We start from the raw sequence: 20665 nt of genomic DNA, 5'->3' as shown, positions 1-20665 counted from the left end.
GCTCACTTGACGATGCGGTGATAGATGTCTTGCGGATTCTTGAAGGAAAAGCCTTGCGTGGCGTACAGGTTCAGCACCGCCATGTTGCCGGCCGAAATGGAACTGGTGACGGTGTCGTGGCCGGCTGCGAACAGCTCGGAGATCACCTGGCGCCACCAGTACTTGGCCAGGCCGCGGCCGCGGAAGGCCGGCGCCACCGCGTGCAGCACCAGCGCGTTGCCGCTGTAGCCGATGAAGCCGGCCAGCTCGCCCTCGGCGAACAGGCCGTAGACCTGGCCGGCCGCGGCCAGCTGGCGCAGCCAGTTGTCGTAGCGCAGCTTGGCGCCGGCCGGGTCGATCTGGAAGTCGCGCTGGAAGCGGCCGTGCGCGAAGGCGCCGTGGCAGATCGCCAGCGCGGCGTCGAGGTCGAACGCGCGGCCGATGCCGACGATCTTCGCCGCCACCGACATATTGTGGCCGTCGAGCGGCTTGAGCGCGCGCAGCTGGTCGCGCGCGGCCCAGGTTTCCAGCAAGGTGTCGGTGTAGTAGAAGCCGCGCTCGTGCAGCGCGCGCTTGTCGGCCAGCGGCGCGACCTTGATGGTCTGGTGGCCGGGCGTGGCGTCGGCGGCGGCCAGCGCCGCCGCGCTGTATTCGCTCAGCTCCCACGCCGGGAAGCCGAACGCGGCCTGGTCCCACGGCGCCGCCTTTAACAGTTCAGTCATCGCTGATCTCCCGCGCGTTCGGCGTCAGGCGGCGCACGATGTACAGCGGGCGCTTCTTGGTCTCGTCGAAGGCCTTGCCCAGGTAGACCCCCATGATGCCCAGGATGCCGATGATCAGGCCGCCGATGAAGTACAGCGAGACGATCAGGCTGGACCAGCCGGGGATCGGCGAGCTGTGGATCATCGAGCGGATCAGGATGAAGGCGCCGAAGCCCATCGACACCGCCGCCATCGTCAGGCCCAGCCGCGCGGCCATGCGCAGCGGCTTGTCGGAGTAGGCGATGATGGTGTCGGCCGCCAGCTTCCACAGCTTGGCGAAGGTGTAGGTGGACTTGCCCTCGGCGCGCTCGGCGTGCTGCACCTGCAGGCCGGTGGTGGGAAAGCCCATCCACTGCACGTGGCCGCCGAAGAAGCGCAGCTGCTCGCGCATGCGGTTGAAGTTCTTCACCACCTGGCGCGACATGATGCGGAAGTTGCCGCTGTCGCCGCTGAAGTCGATGTCGGCCAGGTAGCTGAACAGGCGGTAGAACAGCCACGAGGTGAAGCGCTTGAGCGGCGGGTCCTGGCGCTGGCCGCGCAGGGCCAGCACCACGTCGTAGCCTTCCTGGGCCTTGTGGTACAGGCGCGGGATTTCCTCCGGCGCATCCTGCAGGTCGCAGTCCATCACCACCACCCAGTCGCCGCGGCACTGGTCCATGCCGGCGGTGATGCCGTAGTGCTGGCCGAAGTTGCGCGAGAATTGCAGGCCGACCACGCGCGGGTCGGCCTGGGCCAGGCGCTCGATCACCTGCCACGAGCGGTCGCCGCCGCAGTCCTCGACCAGCACGATTTCAAAGTTGGGGCTGACCGTTTCCAGCGCGTCGCGCAGGCGGGTGTACAGCTCGTCGAGCATCTTCTCGGCCTTGTAGACCGGGATCACGACCGAGATCAAAGGTGTTGCTTGCATTACGGTTTCTCCGGGGAAGGGATGCGTTCGAGGTCGATGCCGCTCAGCGCGAAGCGCCCGCGGCCGCTGCTGAAGACGCGGAATTCCACCTGTTCCAGCACGGCCGCGGTGTCGAAGCGCAAGGTCACGCGCTGCTTGCCGGCGGCGGTGATGGCCTGGCGCGCGTGCAGCTTGGCGCCGGCCTGGGTGACCACGTCGACCATGCCGAAATCGCCGGCGCCGCCGCCTTCGCCGGCGTCGATGTCGAAGCTGACCGCGTAGGCGCCGCGGCCCAGCGTGCGCATCGGGCCGAAGTGCAGGTTGCCGTCTTCGCCGGGCTGGGCGCTGACCACGCCGTTGTCGACCGCGCCGCGCTGGTGCAGGGTGCGCTGGTCCATGCGGTAGTGCACCGGCCGGCGCACGTCGATGTCCCAGGTCGGCAGGCTGGCGGCCAGGTTGGCCGGGTAGACGAAGATCGTCATGTCCTGCAGGCGCAGCACGCGCGGCTGGCCGGCATAGCTGGCCAGCAGGGGCTGGTCCAGGTACTTCAGTTCGTCATCGCGCAGGATCAGGAAGCTCGGCCCCTGCCAGGCGTCGGGCGTGTACCAGCGGTTGGACGCCAGCTTGCGCACCGGCAGCGGCAGGCCGCGCTCCATCATCACCTGGCGCACGCGCACGGCGCCGTCGCTCAGCACCGAGGTCTTGCCCGCGGTCCAGAAGGTGGCGTAGCCGTAGCGCAGGCCCTCGCGCTGCAGGAAGTCGGCCAGCTGCTGCTGCGGGGTCAGCAGGATCACGCCGCGCCACGGCAGGTGGGTCTGCACGAATTCGTTGAACGGGTACAGGTAGGAGGCCGGCGCGCTGGTCGCCAGCAGCGCGATGGCGGCGATGCCGGCGGCGCGCGTCAGCGGCGCCACGGCGCGGCGCTCGAGCATGACGCCGACCAGGATCAACAGCAGGAACAGCAGCGACGGCACCAGGTAGCGCACCGAGCCGTCGGGCGAGCTCATGTCGGCCAGCGTGGTGGTGACCATCATGAACAGGTTGGCGGCGAAGGAGATCGCGGCAAACACCACCACCAGCTGGCGCGGGCCGCTCCGCGGCTGCAGCGCCTTGTACAGCGCCCACGGCAGCAGGAACACCAGCAGCAGCGCGCCCACCAGCCGCAGCGCCGCATAGGCGCCGGCCAGCGAGGCGACCTTGCCGCTGGCGTTGGGGATGCCGTCGAACAGGATCACCACGCCGTTGAGCACGCCCAGCAGATTGCGCGCCATGCCGTTGAAGTCCAGCCAGGACAGCTGCGTCAGCCCCAGGTTGTTGTTGACATGCAGCAGCGTATAGCCGTTCAGCTGGATGCCGGCCAGCGCCGCCGCCAGCACCACCGCCAGCGCCTGCAGCTGGCGCCACGACGGCCGGCGCCGGTCGTCGCGCGCGGCGCGCCATTCCAGTCCTTGCTGGACGGCGCCGGCCGCCAGCAGCGGCAGGCCGTAGCACAGCGCGGCGCGCTGCGGATTGGCCCAGAACACCAGCAGCGTCAGCACCGCCGTGGCGGCGCCCCACAGCACGCGCTGGCCGCCGCGCGCCTGGCCCAGCGACCAGTAGGCATGGAGCAGGAAGCAGGCCATGTAGTACATCGAGCCGTAGGCGGCCTGGCCGTAGATATGTTCGGCCATCATCAGCGACATGCCGCCCGACACCACCAGCATGCCGGTCAGGCGCGCCAGGCGGCCCTGTTCCAGCAGGCCGGTCAGCAGCCAGCTGCTGTACAGGATCAGCGCCGCCGACACCAGGTCGGAGCCGAAGTGGGCCAGGTAGCCGTTTTGCATGAACAGCAGCAGCGGCACGACGAAGGTCTGGGTGTAGAACACCCACAGATCGCCGTTGGTGTAGTTCCAATCGCGGGGGAAGTACTGGCCGGTCTCGACGATCTCTTGCGCCAGCAGGTTCTTGACGGCGGAATCGGAGTGGAAAATTAACTGGTAGTCGATCAGCAGGAAAAACACCAGCAGCAGGATGTTGAAACAGAGCAATAGCGGCAGCCAGCGTTTCGTCAGCAGGTGAGTGGAGAATAGGCGCGGCGGCATAGGCATCGGAGGCAAAAGGTAAAATTGGGTAAAACCCGGCTAGTATATCGCGGGGTTATAAAATCAGCAATGCGGCCGCCGCGCCGGGGACGCCGGCCTGATCGCGAAAACCCGCATGGATACAGGGTTTGCGCGGCGCCGGGACGGCCGGGCTCGGGGGCATTAAATTGTGAAACTTTGTAACCTGGGGTCGCTGCGGGCTCAGGCCAGCCAGGTGGGCGCGGCGCGGTACCAGTTGCGGCCCCGCAGGCACTCGGCGATGCCGGCCGCGCATTGGGTCCAGCTCAGGTAGGGCAGGCCGGCCGAGGACGGCGCCTGGCCGGCCGCGTGCAGCGCCAGCCAGGCGTGCAGCGCATCGGCCAGCGCTTCGCTGCCGTCGGCGTCGAAATACCAGGCATGGCCGGCGCCCACTTCGCGGAACACCGGCGTGTCGCGCGCGATCACCGGCAACCCGTGCTGGGCGGCCTCGATCAGCGGCAGGCCGAAGCCCTCGGCCACCGAGGCCGCCAGCAGCGCCGAGGCGTGCGCGTACAGCTGCAGCAGCATGGCGTCGCTGGCGCGCTCCAGCCAGAACAGCCGCCGTCCCGCCTCCGGGTGCTGGCGCAGGCGTTCGCCCAGCAAGCCCATCTTCCAGCCCAGCTTGCCGACGATGACCAGGCTGGCGTCGTCGCCGCGCCGCCACAGCAGCTCGAAGGCGTCGAGCGCCTGGCCGTGCATCTTGCGCGGCTCCAGCGTGCCCACCATCAGCAGGCTGGGGCGCGCCGGCAGGCCGGCCAGCAGCGCCGCCTCGGCGGTGGACAGCGGCTGGCCGGCCGCTTCGCGCGGCAGGTCGGCGCCCAGGTGGCAATAGCCGACGTGCAGCGTGTCGGGGCGGCGGATGCCGTCCTGTTCCAGCCATGCGATCAGTTCGTCGGCCACCGCGCGCGAAATGCAGATCAGGCCGTCGGCCATGTGCGCCACCGTGCGCAGCCAGTGGCTGAACCACGGGCGGGCGCCGGCCACGAACATCTCGGCATGGTTGATCGGCAGCAGGTCGTAGACCATGAAATACAGTTGCACGCCGTGGCGGCGCAAATCCTGCAGCACCGCCGCGTTGGCCGGCACTTCGTTGGGGCACAGGTCGAGGCCGTAGAAGATGTCGCCGGCCCGCACCTGGATCGGCGTGTCGTCCTCCGCCGCGCTGGCGCCGAACTGGCGCGCGTAGGCGTAGTAGCCGCCGGCGTCGTACACCGGCTCGATGCGCATGCCCGGCGGCGGCGCCAGCTGCAGCTCGCGCAGCACGCTGCGCACCACGCGCTGGATGCCGGACTGGTCGTCCTGCTTGACCAGCACCGACAGGTCGACCAGCAGTTGCGCCTTAGCCTGCATGGCCGCCATCCTTGGCCAGCAGCGCGGGCAGGCCCAGCGCCAGTCCGGCCAGCACGGCCTGCCAGTCCGGCTGCGGCTGCAAGGCCAGCAGCAGGTCGGCGGCGGCCAGCGGCGCGATCGACGGATCGGCGTCCAGCAGGCGGTAGCGGCCGTCCCGCGCCAGCGGCGATTGCCGCCAGGCTTCGCGCACGGCGGCGTGGCGGGCATCGTCGGCGCCGGTCAGCAGCACCAGCACGTCGTCCGCTTGCAGGCCCAGCGCGGCGCGGGCGGCGGCGCGGCCCTGGCCGGCGGCGGCCGGCAGCCAGGCGGCCGCGGCGTCGCCGGCGGCGGGACCGGTCAGGCACAGCAGCTCGCCGGCTTGCGCCAGCACCGGCAGCAGCGCCGGCAGCGCGGCCGACTGCGCATCCGGCGCGCTGAATTGCAGCGTGCCGTGCAGGATGCCGCGATTGCTCAGCGCGCGGTCCTCGTCGGCCGCCGCATCGTTCCAGCGCAGCACGATATCGTTTTGCTTGAGCTCGGCCACGCTGTCTTCCAGCACCAGTTCCGGGCGGCCGATCAGCGCCAGCGCGGCGGCGCGCGCGTAGCGGTGGACCGCGCCGTCGCGCCGCAGCGGCTCGACGCGGAAGCCGGCCGGCGGCGTCGCCAGCAGGTGGCACAGCAGCGCTTGCTGCGCCGAGCCGTCCCGCACCCCGCCGGTGTCCGGCAGCAGCTGGCGGCCCTGGTGGCCGGCCTCGTTGGCGGCGATGCAGTTGGCGACCTGCATCCAGTCCTGCTCGCCCGGCTCGACCGTGGTCTGGATCGCGGCCAGTTCGTCGCGCAGCTCGGCGTAGCGGGCGGCGCGGCTGTGCTGGGCGAAGTGCTCGATGGCGGCGCGGTACAGCACGCCGACATGGGCCGGCTGGTGCACGCGGCGCATATAGTCCTCGGCGCCGGCGCTGAGCCGGGCGGCCAGCGCGCGGTCCTGGCGCAGGCGCTCCATGGCCGCGCTCAGCTCGGCCTCGGTGCAGGCGTCCGGCAGCTTGATGGTGATCTCGGCCGGCACCTCGACCGCCGAGCCGTGGCTGTTGATGATGGTCGGCAGGCGGTAGGACAGGCAATCGAGGATGGTGGCCGAGGTCTCGCCGCGCGAACGGCTGCGCAGCTGGACGGCGGCGTCGGCCGCGCCCAGGTAGTTGCGGTACAGCTCGGGCGAGGCGAAGCCGGTGATCTTGATGCGCGGATGGCTGGCGATGCGCTTGGCCAGGTCGTTGCCGAACTTCTCGATATTGTTTTCGCCGACGAACACCAGGTGGCAGCGCGGGTCGTCCGCCAGCGCCGAGTTCAGCCAGGCTTCGACGATCAGGTCGTTGCACTTGGTGATGGCCAGCAGGCCGAACGAGCACATCACGAAGTCGTCCGCGCCCAGGCCCAGGCCGGCGCGCGCGGCGGCACGGTCGATCTCGCCGGGCAGCACGCGCAGCAGCGGGATCTGGCGCCACTCGTCGGCGCGGCCGGCGCCATACCATTGCTCGGCCAGGTCGCGCGAATAGGACGAATGCACGATCACGCCGCTGGCCTGGTCCAGCACCGCCTTGTTGCACGGGTACTGGTAGTAGGAGGCTTCGCGGCCGTGTTGCAGTTCATGGATCAGCGCGGCATAGCCGTGCGATTCGTACAGCGTGCGGCCGTAGGCGTTCGGCTCGCGGCCGACCGCCGAGGCGTAGTGCACCACGCCGCTGAGGAAGAAGTCGTGCAGCACCACCACGCCCGGATGGCGTTGCAGCATCGGGAACATGTGGCGGTGGAACGACGAGTTGCCGAAGTGGTAGACGATGCGGTCGTAGCGCTCGGCGTTGGCGTCGAACCATGCCACGCTGCGCTGCGGGAAGTTGGCGGCGGCCCAGGTGTCGTGCAGCGCCGGCTGGTCCAGCACCACTTCGATCTCGTAGTAGCGCGCCAGTTCCGGCAGCAGCTCGGCGCTGTGGTCGGCGATCCCGGAGCGTTCCGGCGGCAGCGGCGAGACATAGGCCAGGCGTGGTCGGCGCGCCGGCGTCGCGCCGACCGCGACCGCTTCGGCCTGGCGGCGGTGCGCGTGGCCTTCCTCGAACGCGTCCAGCGTCTTGCGCGCGCTGGCGTCCCACGAGAACAGCCGGGCCTGCGCCAGGCCGTGCTCGCGCAGGCTGGCGTGGAAGCCGCCGTCGGTGACGGCGCGCTGCATCAGCGCCGCGATCTCGGTCGGCCGGGTCGGGTCGAACAGCGCGTCGGCGCGGCCGATCACTTCCGGGATGCTGCTGTTGTTGGAGCCGATGGTGGCGGCGCCGCAGGACATGGCCTCCAGCGCCGGCAGGCCGAAGCCCTCCTGCAGCGACGGGAAGACGAACAGGTCGGTCAGGTTGTACAGCGTCACCAGGTCGTCGTCGGGGACGAAGCCGGTCAGCACCAGCTCGTCGTCGGCCAGCCGGAAGCGCGCCGCCAGTTGCTGCAGCTGCAGGCGCGCGGCGTCCGTCACGCTGCACACTACGGCCAGCTGGTAGCGGCTGCGCAGCTCGTACGGCAGCAGCGAGAAGGCTTCGATCAGGCCGTCGATATTCTTGCGGTAGTCGATGCCGCCGGTGTACATGATGAACGGCCGCGTCAGGCCGTAGCGGCGGCGCAGCGCCTCGGCCGCTTCCGGCGCGATGGCGCGCTGCTGGAAGATGTCGTCCACCGCCGACGAGATGTTGACGATGCGCTCGTCCGGCAGCTGCAGCGCGTCCATCGCTTCGCGCTTGGAGTGGCCGGAGATGGCCAGCAGCAGCTCGGCGTTCTTCAGGCTTTGCAGCTTGCGGTAGTACCAGCTGGCCACGCCGGGGTCGGTCAGGTAGGTCTGCTTGCGGATCAGCGGGATCAGGTCGTACAGCGTGACGGCGGTGTCGAACTCGCCGCGGCTGTGCAGCACCGAGCCGCAGGCGTTCTCGCCCAGCCCCTCGAACAGGCTGGACATGTGCACCACGTCCGGCCGCAGGCTGGCCAGGTGGTATTCGCGCAGCTGCTCGGCGGCGCGCAGGCGCCAGCTGTTGCCGCGCTCCTGTTCCCACAGCGGCACCGGCAGTTCGTAGGTCGAGATCTGCGACTGCGGCAGCACGCCGTCCAGCGCGCGGCGCAGCTGCGCCACGCTGTCGGGGAAGTGGCCGTTGAGGACGATACGGTAGTCGTGGCCGGGTCCCTGGCGCAGCATGGCCTGGGCCAGCGCCATCGAGTAGCGGCCGATGCCGCGGTGCATGCTGGAACCCTGGCATGCTTGCAGGTCGAGAACGATACGCATAGGTGTTTTTTCTATTGTGCGCTGGATGAGGTGGGCCTTAGCGGCGCGGAACGGCCTGGCGGCTGCGGCGCAGGTCGTCGTAGACCTGGCGCGCGGCGGCCGGCAGCTGCTGCAGTTCGGCCGAGGCCGGCGCCTGCGCCGCGTCGGCGGCCTGGGCCTGGGTCTGCATGGCGATGCGGCGCAGCACGCGCACCAGCAGCGGGAAGCGCGCCGCCGCGCGGCGCACCAGGAACGACAGCCGTGGACGCGAGGTGACGAAGTGCACCGCGTAGCGCAGCACGCGCTTGACGGCGCCGACGGCGCCGCGCTTGACGCGGCCGGCGACCCGGCGCGCCAGCCGCACGGCCTTGCCGGCGTACAGCTTGCCGGTGCGCAGCGGCAGCGTCACGCGCCACGACAGGCTGGCGTAGACGGCGCCCAGCGTGCCTTCGGCGTGGGACGTGCGCTCGCGCAGCGGGCCGAGCTGCGATTCCGCCGCCAGCGCGCGCGCCGTCATCAGTTCCAGCGCGGCGCTGGCGCGTTCGGCGCGCAGCTTGTTTTCGGTCGACAGGTAATCCTTCTGCTTCCATTCCTCGACGTGGGCCATGGCCCAGGTGCGCGATTCCTGCGACGCCGCCTCGGCCGTCGCGGTGCGCTGGCGCCATTCGGCCAGCGGGTGGCTGTACGGGTGGTCTTCGCACAGCTGGAAATCGTCGGCCGGGTGCGGCGGCAGGCGCAGCGCGGCCAGCACGGCGGGCTGCTCGACGGCGGCGTAGTAGTGCTGCATGCCGTCGTCGTGCGCCAGCGCATAGCCGTTGTCCAGCAGGCGCTGCTGCGGGCCGCCGGCGGCGATCACCACCCACGGCCGCCAGCGTCGCAGGTCCAGGCCGGCCAGGGCCTCGGCGGCGTCGGCGCCGGCGTGCAGCAGGTGGATGGCCGGCGCGGCGTGTTGCGCGCACAGCTGGTCCAGCGCGTGCACGGCGATCTCGCGCTGCAGGACGTCGCGGCCGGCGGCGCGCTGTTGCTGCGCCTGTTCGGCGTCGCGGGTCGCGGTGTGCAGGTCCGGGATTTCATACAGCATGGCGCTGCCCGCCCGCGGACCGGCGGCGCCGTCCAGCGTGGCGTCGGCCGGGCGGGCGACGCGCAGCGCGCGCGCCAGCGCCGGCGAGGCCGCCAGGTTGAGGCCGCGCCAGCCGCGCTGGTAGAACGCGTGGGTCACCGAGCCGACGGGCGCGGCGTTCGGCTGCAGGTCGATGTAGTAGCCGTGCCCGATGTGGCGCAGCGCGCGCCACAGCAGCACGTCCTCGAAGTTCGGGGCGTAGGAGATAAAGCTCATGTCGGCTCGCTGTCTAGCAATTCAACTTGCGGGGCCAGCCAGGTGCTGCCCTCGAAATACACGTGCTGCAGGTTCATCACCTGGAACACCAGCGCCAGGTCGCGCCATTCGTAGTTGTCGACCAGGTGGGTGTCGGCGCTGTGCAGCGCGGTGGCCACCGAGTAGCTGCCCGGCCCCAGGTTGAGCGGGAAGCGGAAGCGCAGCGTCAGTTCCTGGCCGGCCACCACCGGCGGCAGCTCCTTGCCCATGTGGAAGGTGTTGGTGCCGAACACCGGCTGGCCCAGCCGGTCCTTGATGCGGAAGCCCAGCGTCAGGCGGGCGATCGGCGCGTGCACCGCCACCGTCACCGCCAGCGTGACGTCGCTGCCGACGCCGTGCACCTCGGCCGGGTTGCCGTCGGCGTCGAGCAGGTCGATCCGCTTGACGGTGGCCTCGCCGCTGCCGGAGATGGTCTGCACCTTGCCGCTCTCGTGGGTTTCCTGGCGCACGCTCTGGTTCTCGCGCTCGGCCAGCATGGCGTTGTAGAAGTCCATGATTTCTTCCGGCGAGCCCTGCTTGGCGATGCGGCCGGCGTCGAGCAGGATGGCGCGGTCGCACACCGACTGGATCGCGCCCTTGTCGTGCGAGACGATCAGCAGCGTCGTGCCCTGTTCGCGGAAGCTGCGGATGCGCTCGAAGCTCTTGTGCTGGAAGTAGGCGTCGCCGACCGACAGCGCCTCGTCGACGATCAGCACGTCCGGGCGGCGCGCGGTGGCCACCGCGAACGCCAGCCGCATCTGCATGCCGCTCGAATACACGCGCACCGGCTGGTCGAGGTAGGCGCCGATCTCGGCGAAGGCTTCGATCTCCGGCATCAGCGCCGCCATCTCGGCGGCGCTGATGCCGAGCAGCTGGCCGGCCATCAGCGCGTTCTGGCGGCCGCTGAAGTCCGGGTGGAAGCCCATGCCCAGCTCCAGCATCGCCGCCACGCGGCCGCCGATGGTGACGCTGCCGGTGGTCGGCGCGGCGGTGCCGGTGATCAGCTTGAGCAGCGTGCTCTTGCCTGCGCCATTGATGCCGATGATGCCGACCGCTTCGCCGGGCTGGACGTCGAAGGCGATCTCGCGCAGCACCCACACGGTGTCGTGGCGCGGCGCGCCCTTGGGCAGCAGCCATTCGAGCAGGCGGGCGCGGTGGGTCGGATAGCGCTTGTAGGCCTTGCCCAGGTCGCGTACTTGGATTTGACCGTTCACAGTTCGTCCACCATTTCTCCCGCGCGCAGGCGGAACAGTTGCAGGCCCAGCGCGCACAGCAGCAGCGCCAGCACCGCCGGCACCAGCAGCGTGCCCCAGTGCGGCCATTGATGGCTGACCAGGACGTCCTGGTAGCCGACGATCAGCGGCGCCATCGGGTTCCACACCAGCCAGGCGCGCACGTTGGCCGGCAGCACGGCCACCGGGTAGACCACCGGCGTGAACCAGAACCAGAACTGCAGCGCGATGCTGAAGAACTGGCCGACGTCGCGGAAGAACACGTTGAGCACGCCCAACACCAGGCCGAGGCCGATCGCCAGCGCGATCTGCAGCGCCAGCAGCGGCAGCAGCGCCACGAAGGTCCAGCCGGGGAAGTTGCCCGACACCAGCAGGAAGGCGGTGAACAGGCCGAAGATGATGGCGAAGTTCAGGCTGGCGTTCAGCACCACGATGATCGGCAGGCAGATGCGCGGGAAGTTGATCTTCTTGATCAGGCCGGCGTTGTCGAGGAACATGCTCTGCGCCTTGGTGGTGATCTCGGCGAAGTAGTTCCAGGTCAGCACGCCGGCGCACAGGTAGATGCTGTAGGCGAAGGTGGTGTCGCTGCCCGGCAGGCGCGAGCGCATCACCTGGGCGAACACCACGGTGTAGACCACGATCATGGCCAGCGGGTTGAGTACCATCCAGGCCGCGCCCAGCACCGAGTTGCGGTATTTGGACTGGAATTCGCGCTGCACGCTGCCCTGGATGAAGCCGCGGAAGTTGGCGATATTGCGCAGCTGTCCCAGCGCCATCATGGGGCGGCTCCGGGCGTCGGGCAAGCGAGAGTAGGGTGGGGCATCATGGTCGTTCGTTGATTGATAAGCGGGCGCGCGCGCTGGCGGCGCCCGGGTGCGGCATTCGGGGCGGCATTATATACCGGGCCGTGGCGCGCGGCGCGCACGCGGCGGCGCCGTCACGGCGGCCCTTCGACCAGCTTTTGCAGCGCCTGCGGGTCGAGGATGATCAGGCGGTGGGTATCCTTTTGCACGATGCCCTGCTGGGTCAGCGTGGCCAGCGCCCGCGTCACCGTCTCGCGGCTGGTGTTGATCATGTTGGCGATGTCCTGGTGGGTCGGCAGGTTTTCCACCACGTCGGGCTGGCCCGGCTGGTTCTTCTTGAGCTGGGTGATGAAGGTGTAGATGCGGCGCGTGGTGTTGTTAATGCTGAGCAAGGTGCGGAATTCGGAATCGCGCTGGATCTTCTCGGCCAGGTGGCGCAGCATCTTGTTGGCCACCGACGGCGCGTGCGAGAACAGGTGCAGCGCGGCCGGCGCCGGCAGGAAGGCCACCAGCACCTCGTTCATCGCCACCACCGAGGCGGTGCGGGTGGAGCCGCTGATGACGGCGATCTCGCCGAAGAAGTCGCCGGGCGCCAGCATGCGCAGGCCGATCGCGCGGCCGTCCTCGGTGACGTCGATCACCTGCAGCTGGCCCGACAGCAGGAACAGCAGGCCGTCGCCCATGCCGCCCTTTTGCAGCACGACGTCGCGCTTGCTGTACTGGCGGTAGCGCAGCTCCGGCCGGATGCGCAGGAAGTCCTCCTCCTCGAGGTCGGACAGCAGCGGAATCTTGCGCAGGTGGACCTGCACATTGACGGTCTTGGGCTCTTCGCCGGGGGCCGGCTGGCCGGCGGCGGCGGTATCGAGGGGGGCTTTGGTCTGGGACTTCATGGGCGTATTGTAGCGCTAGGACCGCGGTCAGCGTCCGTCCTGCCATCGCCAGCTCAGCTGCAGCTGGCGATTGTCGTATTGGAAAATGGAAATATTCTCGCGGTTGTGCACCTGGCGCCATTCCAGCTGCAGCGTGGCGTTGCGGCTCAGCGGGTACAGCAGCGCGGCGCGCAGCGTGCGCGTGTCCTGGCGGCGCACGACATCGATCACTCCCGGCGAATAGTCGGTGGCGCCGGCCCCGCGCTGGGCCGACCAGTCCAGTTCGCCCTCCAGGCCGCGCCCCAGCGCGCCGTGCGCGAACAGGCCCATGCTCCAGCCCCGGCGGTCGCCGCCGGGACGGTCGGCCACCGCGTGATCGTTTTGCCAGCCCAGCGTGACCTGGGTCTGGTAGTCGGCGCCCCGGTAGCCGAGCACGTTGCGCAGCTCGGTGATGTTCGAGTCGAAATTGCTCAACGTCTGGTAGTTCATGTGGGTCAGGCCGCTCATCACGGTCCACTCCAGGCCCTTGGGCAGCTTGAGCGGCGGCGTCACGCGCACCTGCAGCTGGCCCTGCTTCTGGTACAGCTGGCCGCCCAGCGACAGCGCGCCCAGCCCGCCGGTCACGCGCAGCAGCCAGCGCCGGTAGCGCCAGGCCCGCTCGACGCCGCCGTAGGCCGAGATGGTGTTGTAGCGCGACAGGCGGTCGTTGGCGCGCGCGTACAGCTGGAAGAAGCCGAGCGTGCCGTTCTGGTCGAGGTCGCGCAGGTAGTCGGCCGAGACGATGCTGTAGCGGTCGGCCTGCGGCAGGTATTCCGGCAGCAGTTCCAGCGTGTTGCCGGGGATGCTGCCGTCGCCGATGGTGTACAGCGGGTTGCTGGCGCCCTGGTTGACGTTGCGGTCGTCGCCGCGCGCCACCGTCAGCGCCCACTGGCTGTGCGCGCTCCAGCGGTAGCAGCCCTGCACGCGCTGCTGCTCGATGATGTCGCGGATGCCCTTGGGCGGGTCGAAGCGGTTCTCGATGCTCTGGAAAATCTGCTCGGCCTCGTCGCTGTGGCCCAGCGCGCATTGCAGCATGCCCAGGTCCAGCCATTCGCCGGCGTTGGCCGGGCCCTGGGCGATCATCAGCGCCAGCGTGCGGCTGGCGTCGGCCTGGCGGCCCTCGGCGATCGACTGCATCGCCTCCTGGTACAGGTCCAGCTGCACCGCCTGGGCGGCGGCGCTTTGCTGGTCGTCGCCGTCGGCCGGGGCCGGACGCGCGGCCGCGTGCGGCGCCGCGGCCAGCAGCCAGGCGGCGGCCAGCAGCATGCCCAGGCGCTTGAGGTGGTTCAACGGCCTCATGCGGCGGCCTCCGGCGAGGCGGCCAGCGCGCTCAGGGTGTACAGGGTGGTAAGGTGTTCTCTGCCGCGCAATATGTAGTCGCCTAATAATAAAAGGGGGTGGCGCGTGCAGCGCGCCGCCGTGCCGGGGCCGACGATGACGTCGTACGGGAAGTCGCGCGCCGCCGTTTCCAGCCGCGAGGCGACGTTGACGCTGTCGCCGACCGCCGTGTAGATGCTGCGCGAGCTGGAGCCGAAGTCGCCGGCCAGCGCGACGCCGCTCTCGATGCCGATGCGCACCCGCAGCGGCGCCAGGCCGCGCTTGGCGCGCCGCAGGTTGAAGGCGCGCACCGCCTGGACGATGGCCAGCGCCGCGTCCAGCGCCTGGTCGGCGTGGTCGGCCACCGGCAGCGGCGCGCCCCAGAACGCCACCAGGCCGTCGCCGGTGTACTTGTCCAGCGTGCCGTGGCGTTCCAGCACCGGGCCGGTCAGGCAGTCGAGGAAGTCGCGCGTCAGCTGCGCCGCCTGCTCGACCGGCAGCGCCTCGACGTGGCTGGTGTAGCCTTGCATGTCGGCGATCAGCGTGGTCACTTCGCCGCTGCGCGGCGCCAGCGGATCCTTGAGGCCCTGGCGCAGCAGCTCGTCGACCACGGCGTCGGCCACGTACTGGCGCAGCGTGCCGAGCAGCTGGCGCGAATGGCGCTGGGTCGATTGCCAGGCCAGCGGCACGCCGACCATCAGCAGGAACAGGTTGACCAGCAGCGGGCCGGCCGGATTGAATTCGGCGTCGTGCGGCAGCAGCCGCCACACCAGCAGCAGCCAGGCCGCCGAGGCGGCCGCCAGCAGGCCCATGCTGCTCCACGCCGGCAGGCGCGGGAAGGCCCAGGTGGCCAGCAGCGTGACCAGCAGCGCGTAGGCCGCCGCGATCCAGCGCCCGGGCCACGGCGCCGGCGCGACGCCGTCGCGCACGTCGAGCTGGGCGGTGAGGGCGGAGGCGTGCACCAGCAGGCCGCTGGTCAGCGGCGACAGCGGCGTGGCGACGCGGTCCGACAAGCCCAGCGACGACGAGCCGATCAGCACCAGCTTGCCGGCCACCAGCGCGGCCGGCCAGCGCTGCTCGAGGATGTCGGCGGCCGGCACCACGGTATAGGCTTCCCAGTTGCGGCTGTAGGGCAGGCGGCGCAGGCCGGGGCCGGCGGTCAGGCCGTCGGTGGGGCCGGCGGCGCGGACGGGGGCGGCCTGGGCGGCGCAGCAGTCCAGCAGGCCCAGCGACAGGGTCGGGTAGCTGCGGCCGTCGAACCAGGTTTGCATCGGCAGCCGGCGTATCATGCCGTCCTTGTCGGGGATGAAGCCGATGTTGGCGACGTGGGCGGCCTGGCGCAGCCCGGCGTGGTTGGCGATGTAGCCGCTGGCGGCGACGGCGCCGCCGGGGCGCGGCGCCGCCGTGCCGCCGGCCAGCGCGCCGACGCGCAGCGGCAGGTAGCCGTTGTAGTCGAAAGCCTGCGGCAGCACCACCGGGCCGTGCTGGGCCAGCAGCGCGATGCGCTGGTCGCCGGCGGCGTCGGCCGGTTCCGGCAGGGTGATGTCGAGCGCGACGCCGCGCGCGCCGTACACGCCGAGCAGCAATTCCAGCAGCGTGGCCAGGCGCTCGCGCGGCCATGGCCACGGGCCGGCCTTGGCCAGGCTGGCCTCGTCGATGTCGATCACCACCAGCCGCTGGTCCGGCGCATCGCTGGCCTGGGCGCGCACCAGCCGGTCGCGCAGCCATTCGTCGGGCACGTAGGGCTGGGCCGCCGGCGGCAGCCATTGCGACCACAGCGCCAGCACGATCGCCGCCAGCGCGACCAGCGCCGACAGCGGTGGTGTCGGAATGCGGAACGGCGTGGTCATGGAAGGATGTGACGCTTATGCATGCGGATCAAGGAATGATAATTGGCGGCAAGTATAGCGTGATGTTGCTTGCTGGGTAAGAGAAAGTTAGCTTTAGTGTAAGCAGTTGTAAGACCTGGCCGCGGTCCTGTCCCGACCGTTGCGCGCGATGCTAGAATTTAAGAATTGTTCGTGGTCAATGTGATGGCCGTCACAGTATTATGGCGTATAAAGCGGACAATGGGAAAAAAAGGAGTATTAATATGTTGTCCCCAATTTCAGCTTTGCTTACTTTGACTGGCGCGCGGCGCTGGCTGGCCATTGGCCTGCTGGGCCTGGCGTCCGTCGCCCATGCGGGCGAGGCTGCGCGGATCGTCTTCGTCACCGGCCAGGTACATACCGGCGGCCGCGCGCTGGCGATAGGCGACGCGGTGCAGGAAGGCGACGAGATCGTCACCGGCACGCAAGGCACCACCTATCTGAAAACCGTCGACAACGGCTTGCTGATCCTGCGCCCGTCGAGCCGCGCGCGCATCGTCACCTACCATGTCGACAAGGTCAATCCGGCCAACACCCAGATCAAGTTCGAACTGCTGTCCGGCGTGGCGCGCAGCGTTTCCGGCGACGCAGTCAAGCTGGCGCGCCAGAACTTCCGCTTCAACACCCCGGTCGCGGCGATCGGCGTGCGCGGCACCGACTTTACCGTGTCGACCGACGCCGAGACCTCGCGCGTGACGGTGATCTCCGGCGCCATCGTGGTCAGCGGCTTCGGCGGCGCCTGCATGCCGGGCGGCAGCGGCCCGTGCGAGCAGGCGGCCAGCCGCGAACTGGCGGCCACGCAGGCCGGGCAGATGTTGCAAGTACGCAAAGGCCAGCCGGCGCCACAACTGCTGAGCACGGCCGGCAGCGCGCTGGCGCCCGATGCCGTGGCGCCGCCGCGCAGCGACGAGCCGATCGGCAAGGGCACCGGCACGCCGGTGACGGGCGATGTCAGCCTCGATCCGAAAAAAACCGAAAACCTGCTGACACAGGCCGCCGTGAAGTTGACCAACACGCCGACCTTGCCGCCGCCGACCGTGGTGGCGCCGCCGGATGAGCCGGTGGTGGTCGTGCCGGTGGTGCAAAGCCAGCTGGTATGGGGACGCTGGCAGAAAGTGGCGAATGCGGCTGCCACCGTCGATAGCATCCAGGTACTGAACGCGGGCGCGCAGGAAATCGGCCGCAATAGTTATTACGCATTGTTCCGCACACCGGGTGAGACCTGGCAGTCGCCGGCGCAGGGCAGCATCGGTTTCTCGCTGGCGCAGAGCGAGGCCTACATACTGAACGAGACCACGCATGTGAATTCGTTGGCGTCGCTGGAAAACGGCAAATTGAATGTCGATTTCGGCAAGGCCGCTTTTACTACCTCGTTTGACTTGCTGAGTCCAGGCGGCCGATATCAGTTGCAGGCCGAGGGCACTGTTTCCAAGGACGGTATCTTGACCGGCAATGGCCAGTTCCAGGCTCCGACCAATATGGCGGTCAGCGGTGCGCTGAGTAATGAGAACGGTGGCAGCGCCGCTTATATATTCAGTTCGCGGCTGGACGAGCGGCGCGTGGTGAACGGCGTGACTTACTGGCGCAAATAAGCGCGTTATTAATAAAAAATAAAGAAAGGGCGGATCTTTGTATCCGCCCTTTTTGTATTTATATTAAAAGTGGATAAGCATAAAATCTAGCGTTGCTTATCTGATAATTTTATATTGATTTCCATGATGTCTTCTTACATAATGCAGCGCGGGCTTATTTCGTGGCTTTTTTATGAAAGAAGAGAGGTTTTTGTTGTTTTGTGTGACGACCGTCACATAAATGAACAAGGGCCTTCTGCCATTATGGCTGCCGTAGCACTGCAAGCATCAGAGCTTCAAACCTCTGCAGTTTGAAACTTATTGAAACGACCTTTAGGAGTTCTAAATGACTATCAGCACCGCCGATATCCAATCTCTGTACATCGCTTACTTCAACCGTCCTGCTGATCCTGTGGGCCTGCAGTTTTACCAGACTTCCCCGAACCTGACGGTTGCCTCGATCGGCGCCGCTTTCGCCGCTTCGCCAGAATACACCTCGATCTACGCCGGCAAACAGCCTGCTGAAATCGTCAGCATCATCTACCAAAACCTGTTCGGCCGCGCTCCAGAGCCAACCGGTCTGCTGTTCTGGGCCGACGCTCTGAACAAGGGCTATGTGACCGCCGGTAACATCGCTTTCCAGATCCTGCAAGGCGCGCAAAACGACGACAAAATTGCTATTCAAAGCAAAATCACCGCGGCGACCACGTTCACCACCTCGCTGAATACCAGCGCTGAAATCGTTGGCTACAGCGGCGCAGCTGCTAACGCCGTCGCCAGCGATTGGCTGAAAGGCATCACCAACCCAACCAACCTGGCAGCAGCGACCACCGACGACGCACTGTTGGCTGTCTCGACCGCCGCTACCGCCGCGCACGACGGCCAGAACAACACCGGCAGCTCGTTCGCTACCACCGTTGCTATCGACACCATCGTCGGCACCAACGGCAACGACATCATCAACGTGTACGCCAGCGGCACCAAAGCTGACGGCACCGACGGCGCCACCCTGAGCGCAAACGATTCGATCGACGGCGGCGCTGGCATCGACACCCTGAACCTGGAAGTTGGCGGCACGGGCGGTCCTTTCAATAACCTGCAAGTTGGCACCATCAAGAATGTTGAAATCATCAACATCTCCGGCGCTGATGTGCTGGGTGCGGTTGCTGGTACCATCGACGCATCGAAATACCAAGGTTCGACCAACATCAACATCCAGAGCGCTGCTGGCGCCGTGACCGTTACCGGTCTGGCTGGCAAGACCCTGGGCGTTGGCGCTGGCTACGATGCAGCCAACACCATCACCGCTGACTTCAACGCTGCTTCGGCAACCGTTGCCCTGACCAACGTTGGTGATGGCCTGACCATCGACACCAAAAACGTCAAGTCGACCACGCTGAACCTGTCGGGCACCAACGCCGACGACGGCGCTGGCGGTCCAGGCACCATCACCCTGACCAACACCGGTGCCAAGGTTGCAACCCTGAACCTGAACCTGAAGTCCGACGCTATCGTTGAAGTTGCTGCCCTGGCTGCGCTGACCTCGATCGTTTCGACCGGCTCCAACGCACTGGACGTCTCCGACGCGGCTGCAACCGTGCAGAACATCAGCACCGCTGGTGGCGATGACACCGTGAAGATTTCGTTCGCTACCGCAGCAGCTGCTGGTTCGGTCGCTGCTAAAAACGCAACCGTCAGCACCGGCGCAGGCGACGACACGATCACCGTGTTGACCACCGGTACCGCACTGACCACCGTCGATGCAGGCGCAGGCGACGACACCATCACCGTCACCAAAGTGGCTGGCGCTGCTCTGTCGATCACCGGCGGCGCTGGCGACGACTCCGTCACCATCCTGGGTACCGCCCTGGCAACCACCGACGTGATCGATGGCGGCGACGGCACCGATACCGTTGCAGTGGCTGGCTCGACCACCGCTCGCGTTGCCGATGACTTCATCGTTCTGACCAAAGTGATCAAGAACTTCGAATCGCTGGAACTGACCACGGCTGAAGGCGCTGTTGGTACCGCTCTGCTGACCGAAATCGCTCTGGACGCATCGAAACTGGCTGGCTACAGCACCTTCACCTTCGATGCAGGCGCATCGTTCGTTAAGAGCGTTGCTGCTGCCCAGGCTATCGTTGTTGGCACCGCTGCTACCTCGGTGACCGCTTCGGCTGCCGGCTACGTCGCTAAAGGCGCAGGCGGCGCGACCAGCACCACCTACGCTGGCACGCTGAACGTCACCGACAACGTCGACGCTACCGCTTCGACCGTTGTTGCACGTGCTGACACCGTCAACCTGACCGTTAAAGCAGTCAACACTGCCGTCGACGCAACCCTGGTTTCGACCGACGTGACCCTGACCGGCGACGTGAAAACTGCTGTTGTTACCGTGAACAACGGTATCGATGCACAAGACGGCGTTACCCTGCACGACAACCAAGCTAACGTTGCTATCACCACCGGCGCTGGTGTTAATGCTCTGTCGGGCAACACCGCGCTGGCCGCGCTGGGCAACCTGGCTACCCTGACCCTGTCGGGCAGCGGTTCGGCTACCGTGGTCAACGTTGACACTACCAAATTGGTAACCGTTGATGCGTCGGGTCTGGGCAGCACCTACACCGTGACCGCCGACGGCCACACCAAGGGCGATGCAACCCTGGGCCTGACCTACACCACCACCAACACCGCAGTTGAAACCATCAAACTGGGTTCGGGTATCGACACCATCACCTTCGGTGCCGCTTCCTCGACCTACGGTAAAGTGGACTCGCTGTCGGGCCTGAACCTGGTGCTGAACGCTGCTGGTACCGCCCTGGTTGTTGGCGCTAGCGATACGCTGGCCGTGACCGGTGCCACCACCGCAACCAAAGTCACCACGACCCAGACCGACATCGATCTGGCTCTGAAGGACTTCGCAGCTGCTCACGTCAACGGTACCGTTGTGTTCGCCTTCGGCGGCGACACCTACGTCTACCACGACGTTGGTGCTGCTCCTGGTGTTGACCAAGGTAAAGTCGACGCAGCCGACATCCTGGTCAAGCTGGTTGGTACCGTCAACCTGGACGCTCTGGTCGTCGCTCTGGGCTAATCCCCAAGTGCTTCCCTGGCCTTGGCCGGGGAATGTATCAGACTGGCGGGAAGGGCGAACATCGCCTTCCCGCCGCACAAAAAGCCAAGCGCACGCTTGGCTTTTTGTTTTTTTGCGCCAAACTAACCTAACCGTAAGCCACCGTGACCAATAAGTGATGGAAAAAGAAATTTTCGTGTGT

General features: G+C 67.7%; 13 protein-coding genes. 2 read left to right on the top strand and 11 right to left on the bottom strand.

Features of this window, described 5'->3' with window-relative positions:
- Positions 1-2 precede the first annotated feature (2 nt).
- The 11 genes from ACEN9F_RS13970 to ACEN9F_RS13920 all read right to left on the bottom strand — a co-directional run bounded on the left by ACEN9F_RS13970 (position 3) and on the right by ACEN9F_RS13920 (position 15801).
- Positions 3-701, bottom strand: coding sequence for an N-acetyltransferase family protein (locus ACEN9F_RS13970; protein WP_413420625.1), 699 nt, complete (start codon positions 699-701; stop codon positions 3-5).
- Complete coding sequence (locus tag ACEN9F_RS13965) at positions 694-1647, bottom strand: glycosyltransferase family 2 protein (RefSeq protein ID WP_413420624.1); 954 nt, start codon at positions 1645-1647, stop codon at positions 694-696. Before ACEN9F_RS13965 ends, ACEN9F_RS13970 begins: the two co-directional genes overlap by 8 nt.
- Complete coding sequence (locus ACEN9F_RS13960) at positions 1647-3707, bottom strand: hypothetical protein (protein WP_413420623.1); 2061 nt, start codon at positions 3705-3707, stop codon at positions 1647-1649. The genes ACEN9F_RS13965 and ACEN9F_RS13960 overlap by 1 nt, the downstream gene beginning before the upstream one ends.
- 201 nt (positions 3708-3908) lie before the next feature.
- Positions 3909-5075, bottom strand: a complete 1167-nt coding sequence (locus ACEN9F_RS13955; protein ID WP_413420622.1) for a glycosyltransferase family 4 protein — start codon at positions 5073-5075, stop codon at positions 3909-3911.
- Entirely contained in the window at positions 5065-8358 is a 3294-nt protein-coding gene (locus tag ACEN9F_RS13950) for a glycosyltransferase (RefSeq protein ID WP_413420621.1), read from the bottom strand. Before ACEN9F_RS13950 ends, ACEN9F_RS13955 begins: the two co-directional genes overlap by 11 nt.
- 37 nt (positions 8359-8395) lie before the next feature.
- The gene (locus tag ACEN9F_RS13945; protein ID WP_413420620.1) at positions 8396-9673 is read right to left on the bottom strand and encodes a hypothetical protein; all 1278 of its coding nucleotides are present in this window, start codon (positions 9671-9673) and stop codon (positions 8396-8398) included.
- Entirely contained in the window at positions 9670-10905 is a 1236-nt protein-coding gene (locus tag ACEN9F_RS13940) for an ABC transporter ATP-binding protein (RefSeq protein WP_413420619.1), read from the bottom strand. Before ACEN9F_RS13940 ends, ACEN9F_RS13945 begins: the two co-directional genes overlap by 4 nt.
- A complete protein-coding gene (locus ACEN9F_RS13935; protein WP_413420618.1) occupies positions 10902-11702 on the bottom strand; it encodes an ABC transporter permease in 801 nt (266 codons plus the stop codon). The genes ACEN9F_RS13940 and ACEN9F_RS13935 overlap by 4 nt, the downstream gene beginning before the upstream one ends.
- Positions 11703-11860: 158 nt before the next feature.
- A complete protein-coding gene (locus tag ACEN9F_RS13930) occupies positions 11861-12616 on the bottom strand; it encodes a Crp/Fnr family transcriptional regulator (protein WP_413420617.1) in 756 nt (251 codons plus the stop codon).
- 27 nt (positions 12617-12643) lie between these two features.
- A complete protein-coding gene (locus tag ACEN9F_RS13925) occupies positions 12644-13933 on the bottom strand; it encodes a tetratricopeptide repeat protein (RefSeq protein WP_413420616.1) in 1290 nt (429 codons plus the stop codon).
- Positions 13930-15801 carry a CHASE2 domain-containing protein gene (locus tag ACEN9F_RS13920; protein WP_413420615.1) on the bottom strand — a complete coding sequence of 624 codons (1872 nt, stop codon included), beginning with the start codon at positions 15799-15801 and terminating at the stop codon, positions 13930-13932. Before ACEN9F_RS13920 ends, ACEN9F_RS13925 begins: the two co-directional genes overlap by 4 nt.
- A gap of 263 nt (positions 15802-16064) precedes the next feature.
- On the opposite strand from ACEN9F_RS13920, the gene ACEN9F_RS13915 reads away from it, so the two are divergent.
- Both ACEN9F_RS13915 and ACEN9F_RS13910 read left to right on the top strand, forming a co-directional pair.
- On the top strand, positions 16065-17411 hold the full coding sequence (locus tag ACEN9F_RS13915) for a FecR domain-containing protein (protein ID WP_413420614.1): 1347 nt from the start codon (positions 16065-16067) through the stop codon (positions 17409-17411).
- Positions 17412-17736: 325 nt separating this feature from the next.
- The gene (locus tag ACEN9F_RS13910; RefSeq protein WP_413420613.1) at positions 17737-20484 is read left to right on the top strand and encodes a DUF4214 domain-containing protein; all 2748 of its coding nucleotides are present in this window, start codon (positions 17737-17739) and stop codon (positions 20482-20484) included.
- Positions 20485-20665 lie beyond the last annotated feature (181 nt).

Origin of the sequence: Duganella sp. CT11-25, from assembly GCF_047302815.1 — a bacterium.
Lineage (GTDB): Bacteria > Pseudomonadota > Gammaproteobacteria > Burkholderiales > Burkholderiaceae_D > Rugamonas.
This window is presented reverse-complemented; position numbering and strand designations above follow the sequence as displayed.

Coding starts and splice junctions, on each gene's coding strand:
- ACEN9F_RS13970 (WP_413420625.1), bottom strand. CDS start 701: ATGACTGAACTGTTAAAGGCGGCGCCGTGGGACCAGGCCGCGTTCGGC.
- ACEN9F_RS13965 (WP_413420624.1), bottom strand. CDS start 1,647: ATGCAAGCAACACCTTTGATCTCGGTCGTGATCCCGGTCTACAAGGCC.
- ACEN9F_RS13960 (WP_413420623.1), bottom strand. CDS start 3,707: ATGCCGCCGCGCCTATTCTCCACTCACCTGCTGACGAAACGCTGGCTG.
- ACEN9F_RS13955 (WP_413420622.1), bottom strand. CDS start 5,075: ATGCAGGCTAAGGCGCAACTGCTGGTCGACCTGTCGGTGCTGGTCAAG.
- ACEN9F_RS13950 (WP_413420621.1), bottom strand. CDS start 8,358: ATGCGTATCGTTCTCGACCTGCAAGCATGCCAGGGTTCCAGCATGCAC.
- ACEN9F_RS13945 (WP_413420620.1), bottom strand. CDS start 9,673: ATGAGCTTTATCTCCTACGCCCCGAACTTCGAGGACGTGCTGCTGTGG.
- ACEN9F_RS13935 (WP_413420618.1), bottom strand. CDS start 11,702: ATGATGGCGCTGGGACAGCTGCGCAATATCGCCAACTTCCGCGGCTTC.
- ACEN9F_RS13930 (WP_413420617.1), bottom strand. CDS start 12,616: ATGAAGTCCCAGACCAAAGCCCCCCTCGATACCGCCGCCGCCGGCCAG.
- ACEN9F_RS13925 (WP_413420616.1), bottom strand. CDS start 13,933: ATGAGGCCGTTGAACCACCTCAAGCGCCTGGGCATGCTGCTGGCCGCC.
- ACEN9F_RS13920 (WP_413420615.1), bottom strand. CDS start 15,801: ATGACCACGCCGTTCCGCATTCCGACACCACCGCTGTCGGCGCTGGTC.
- ACEN9F_RS13910 (WP_413420613.1), top strand. CDS start 17,737: ATGACTATCAGCACCGCCGATATCCAATCTCTGTACATCGCTTACTTC.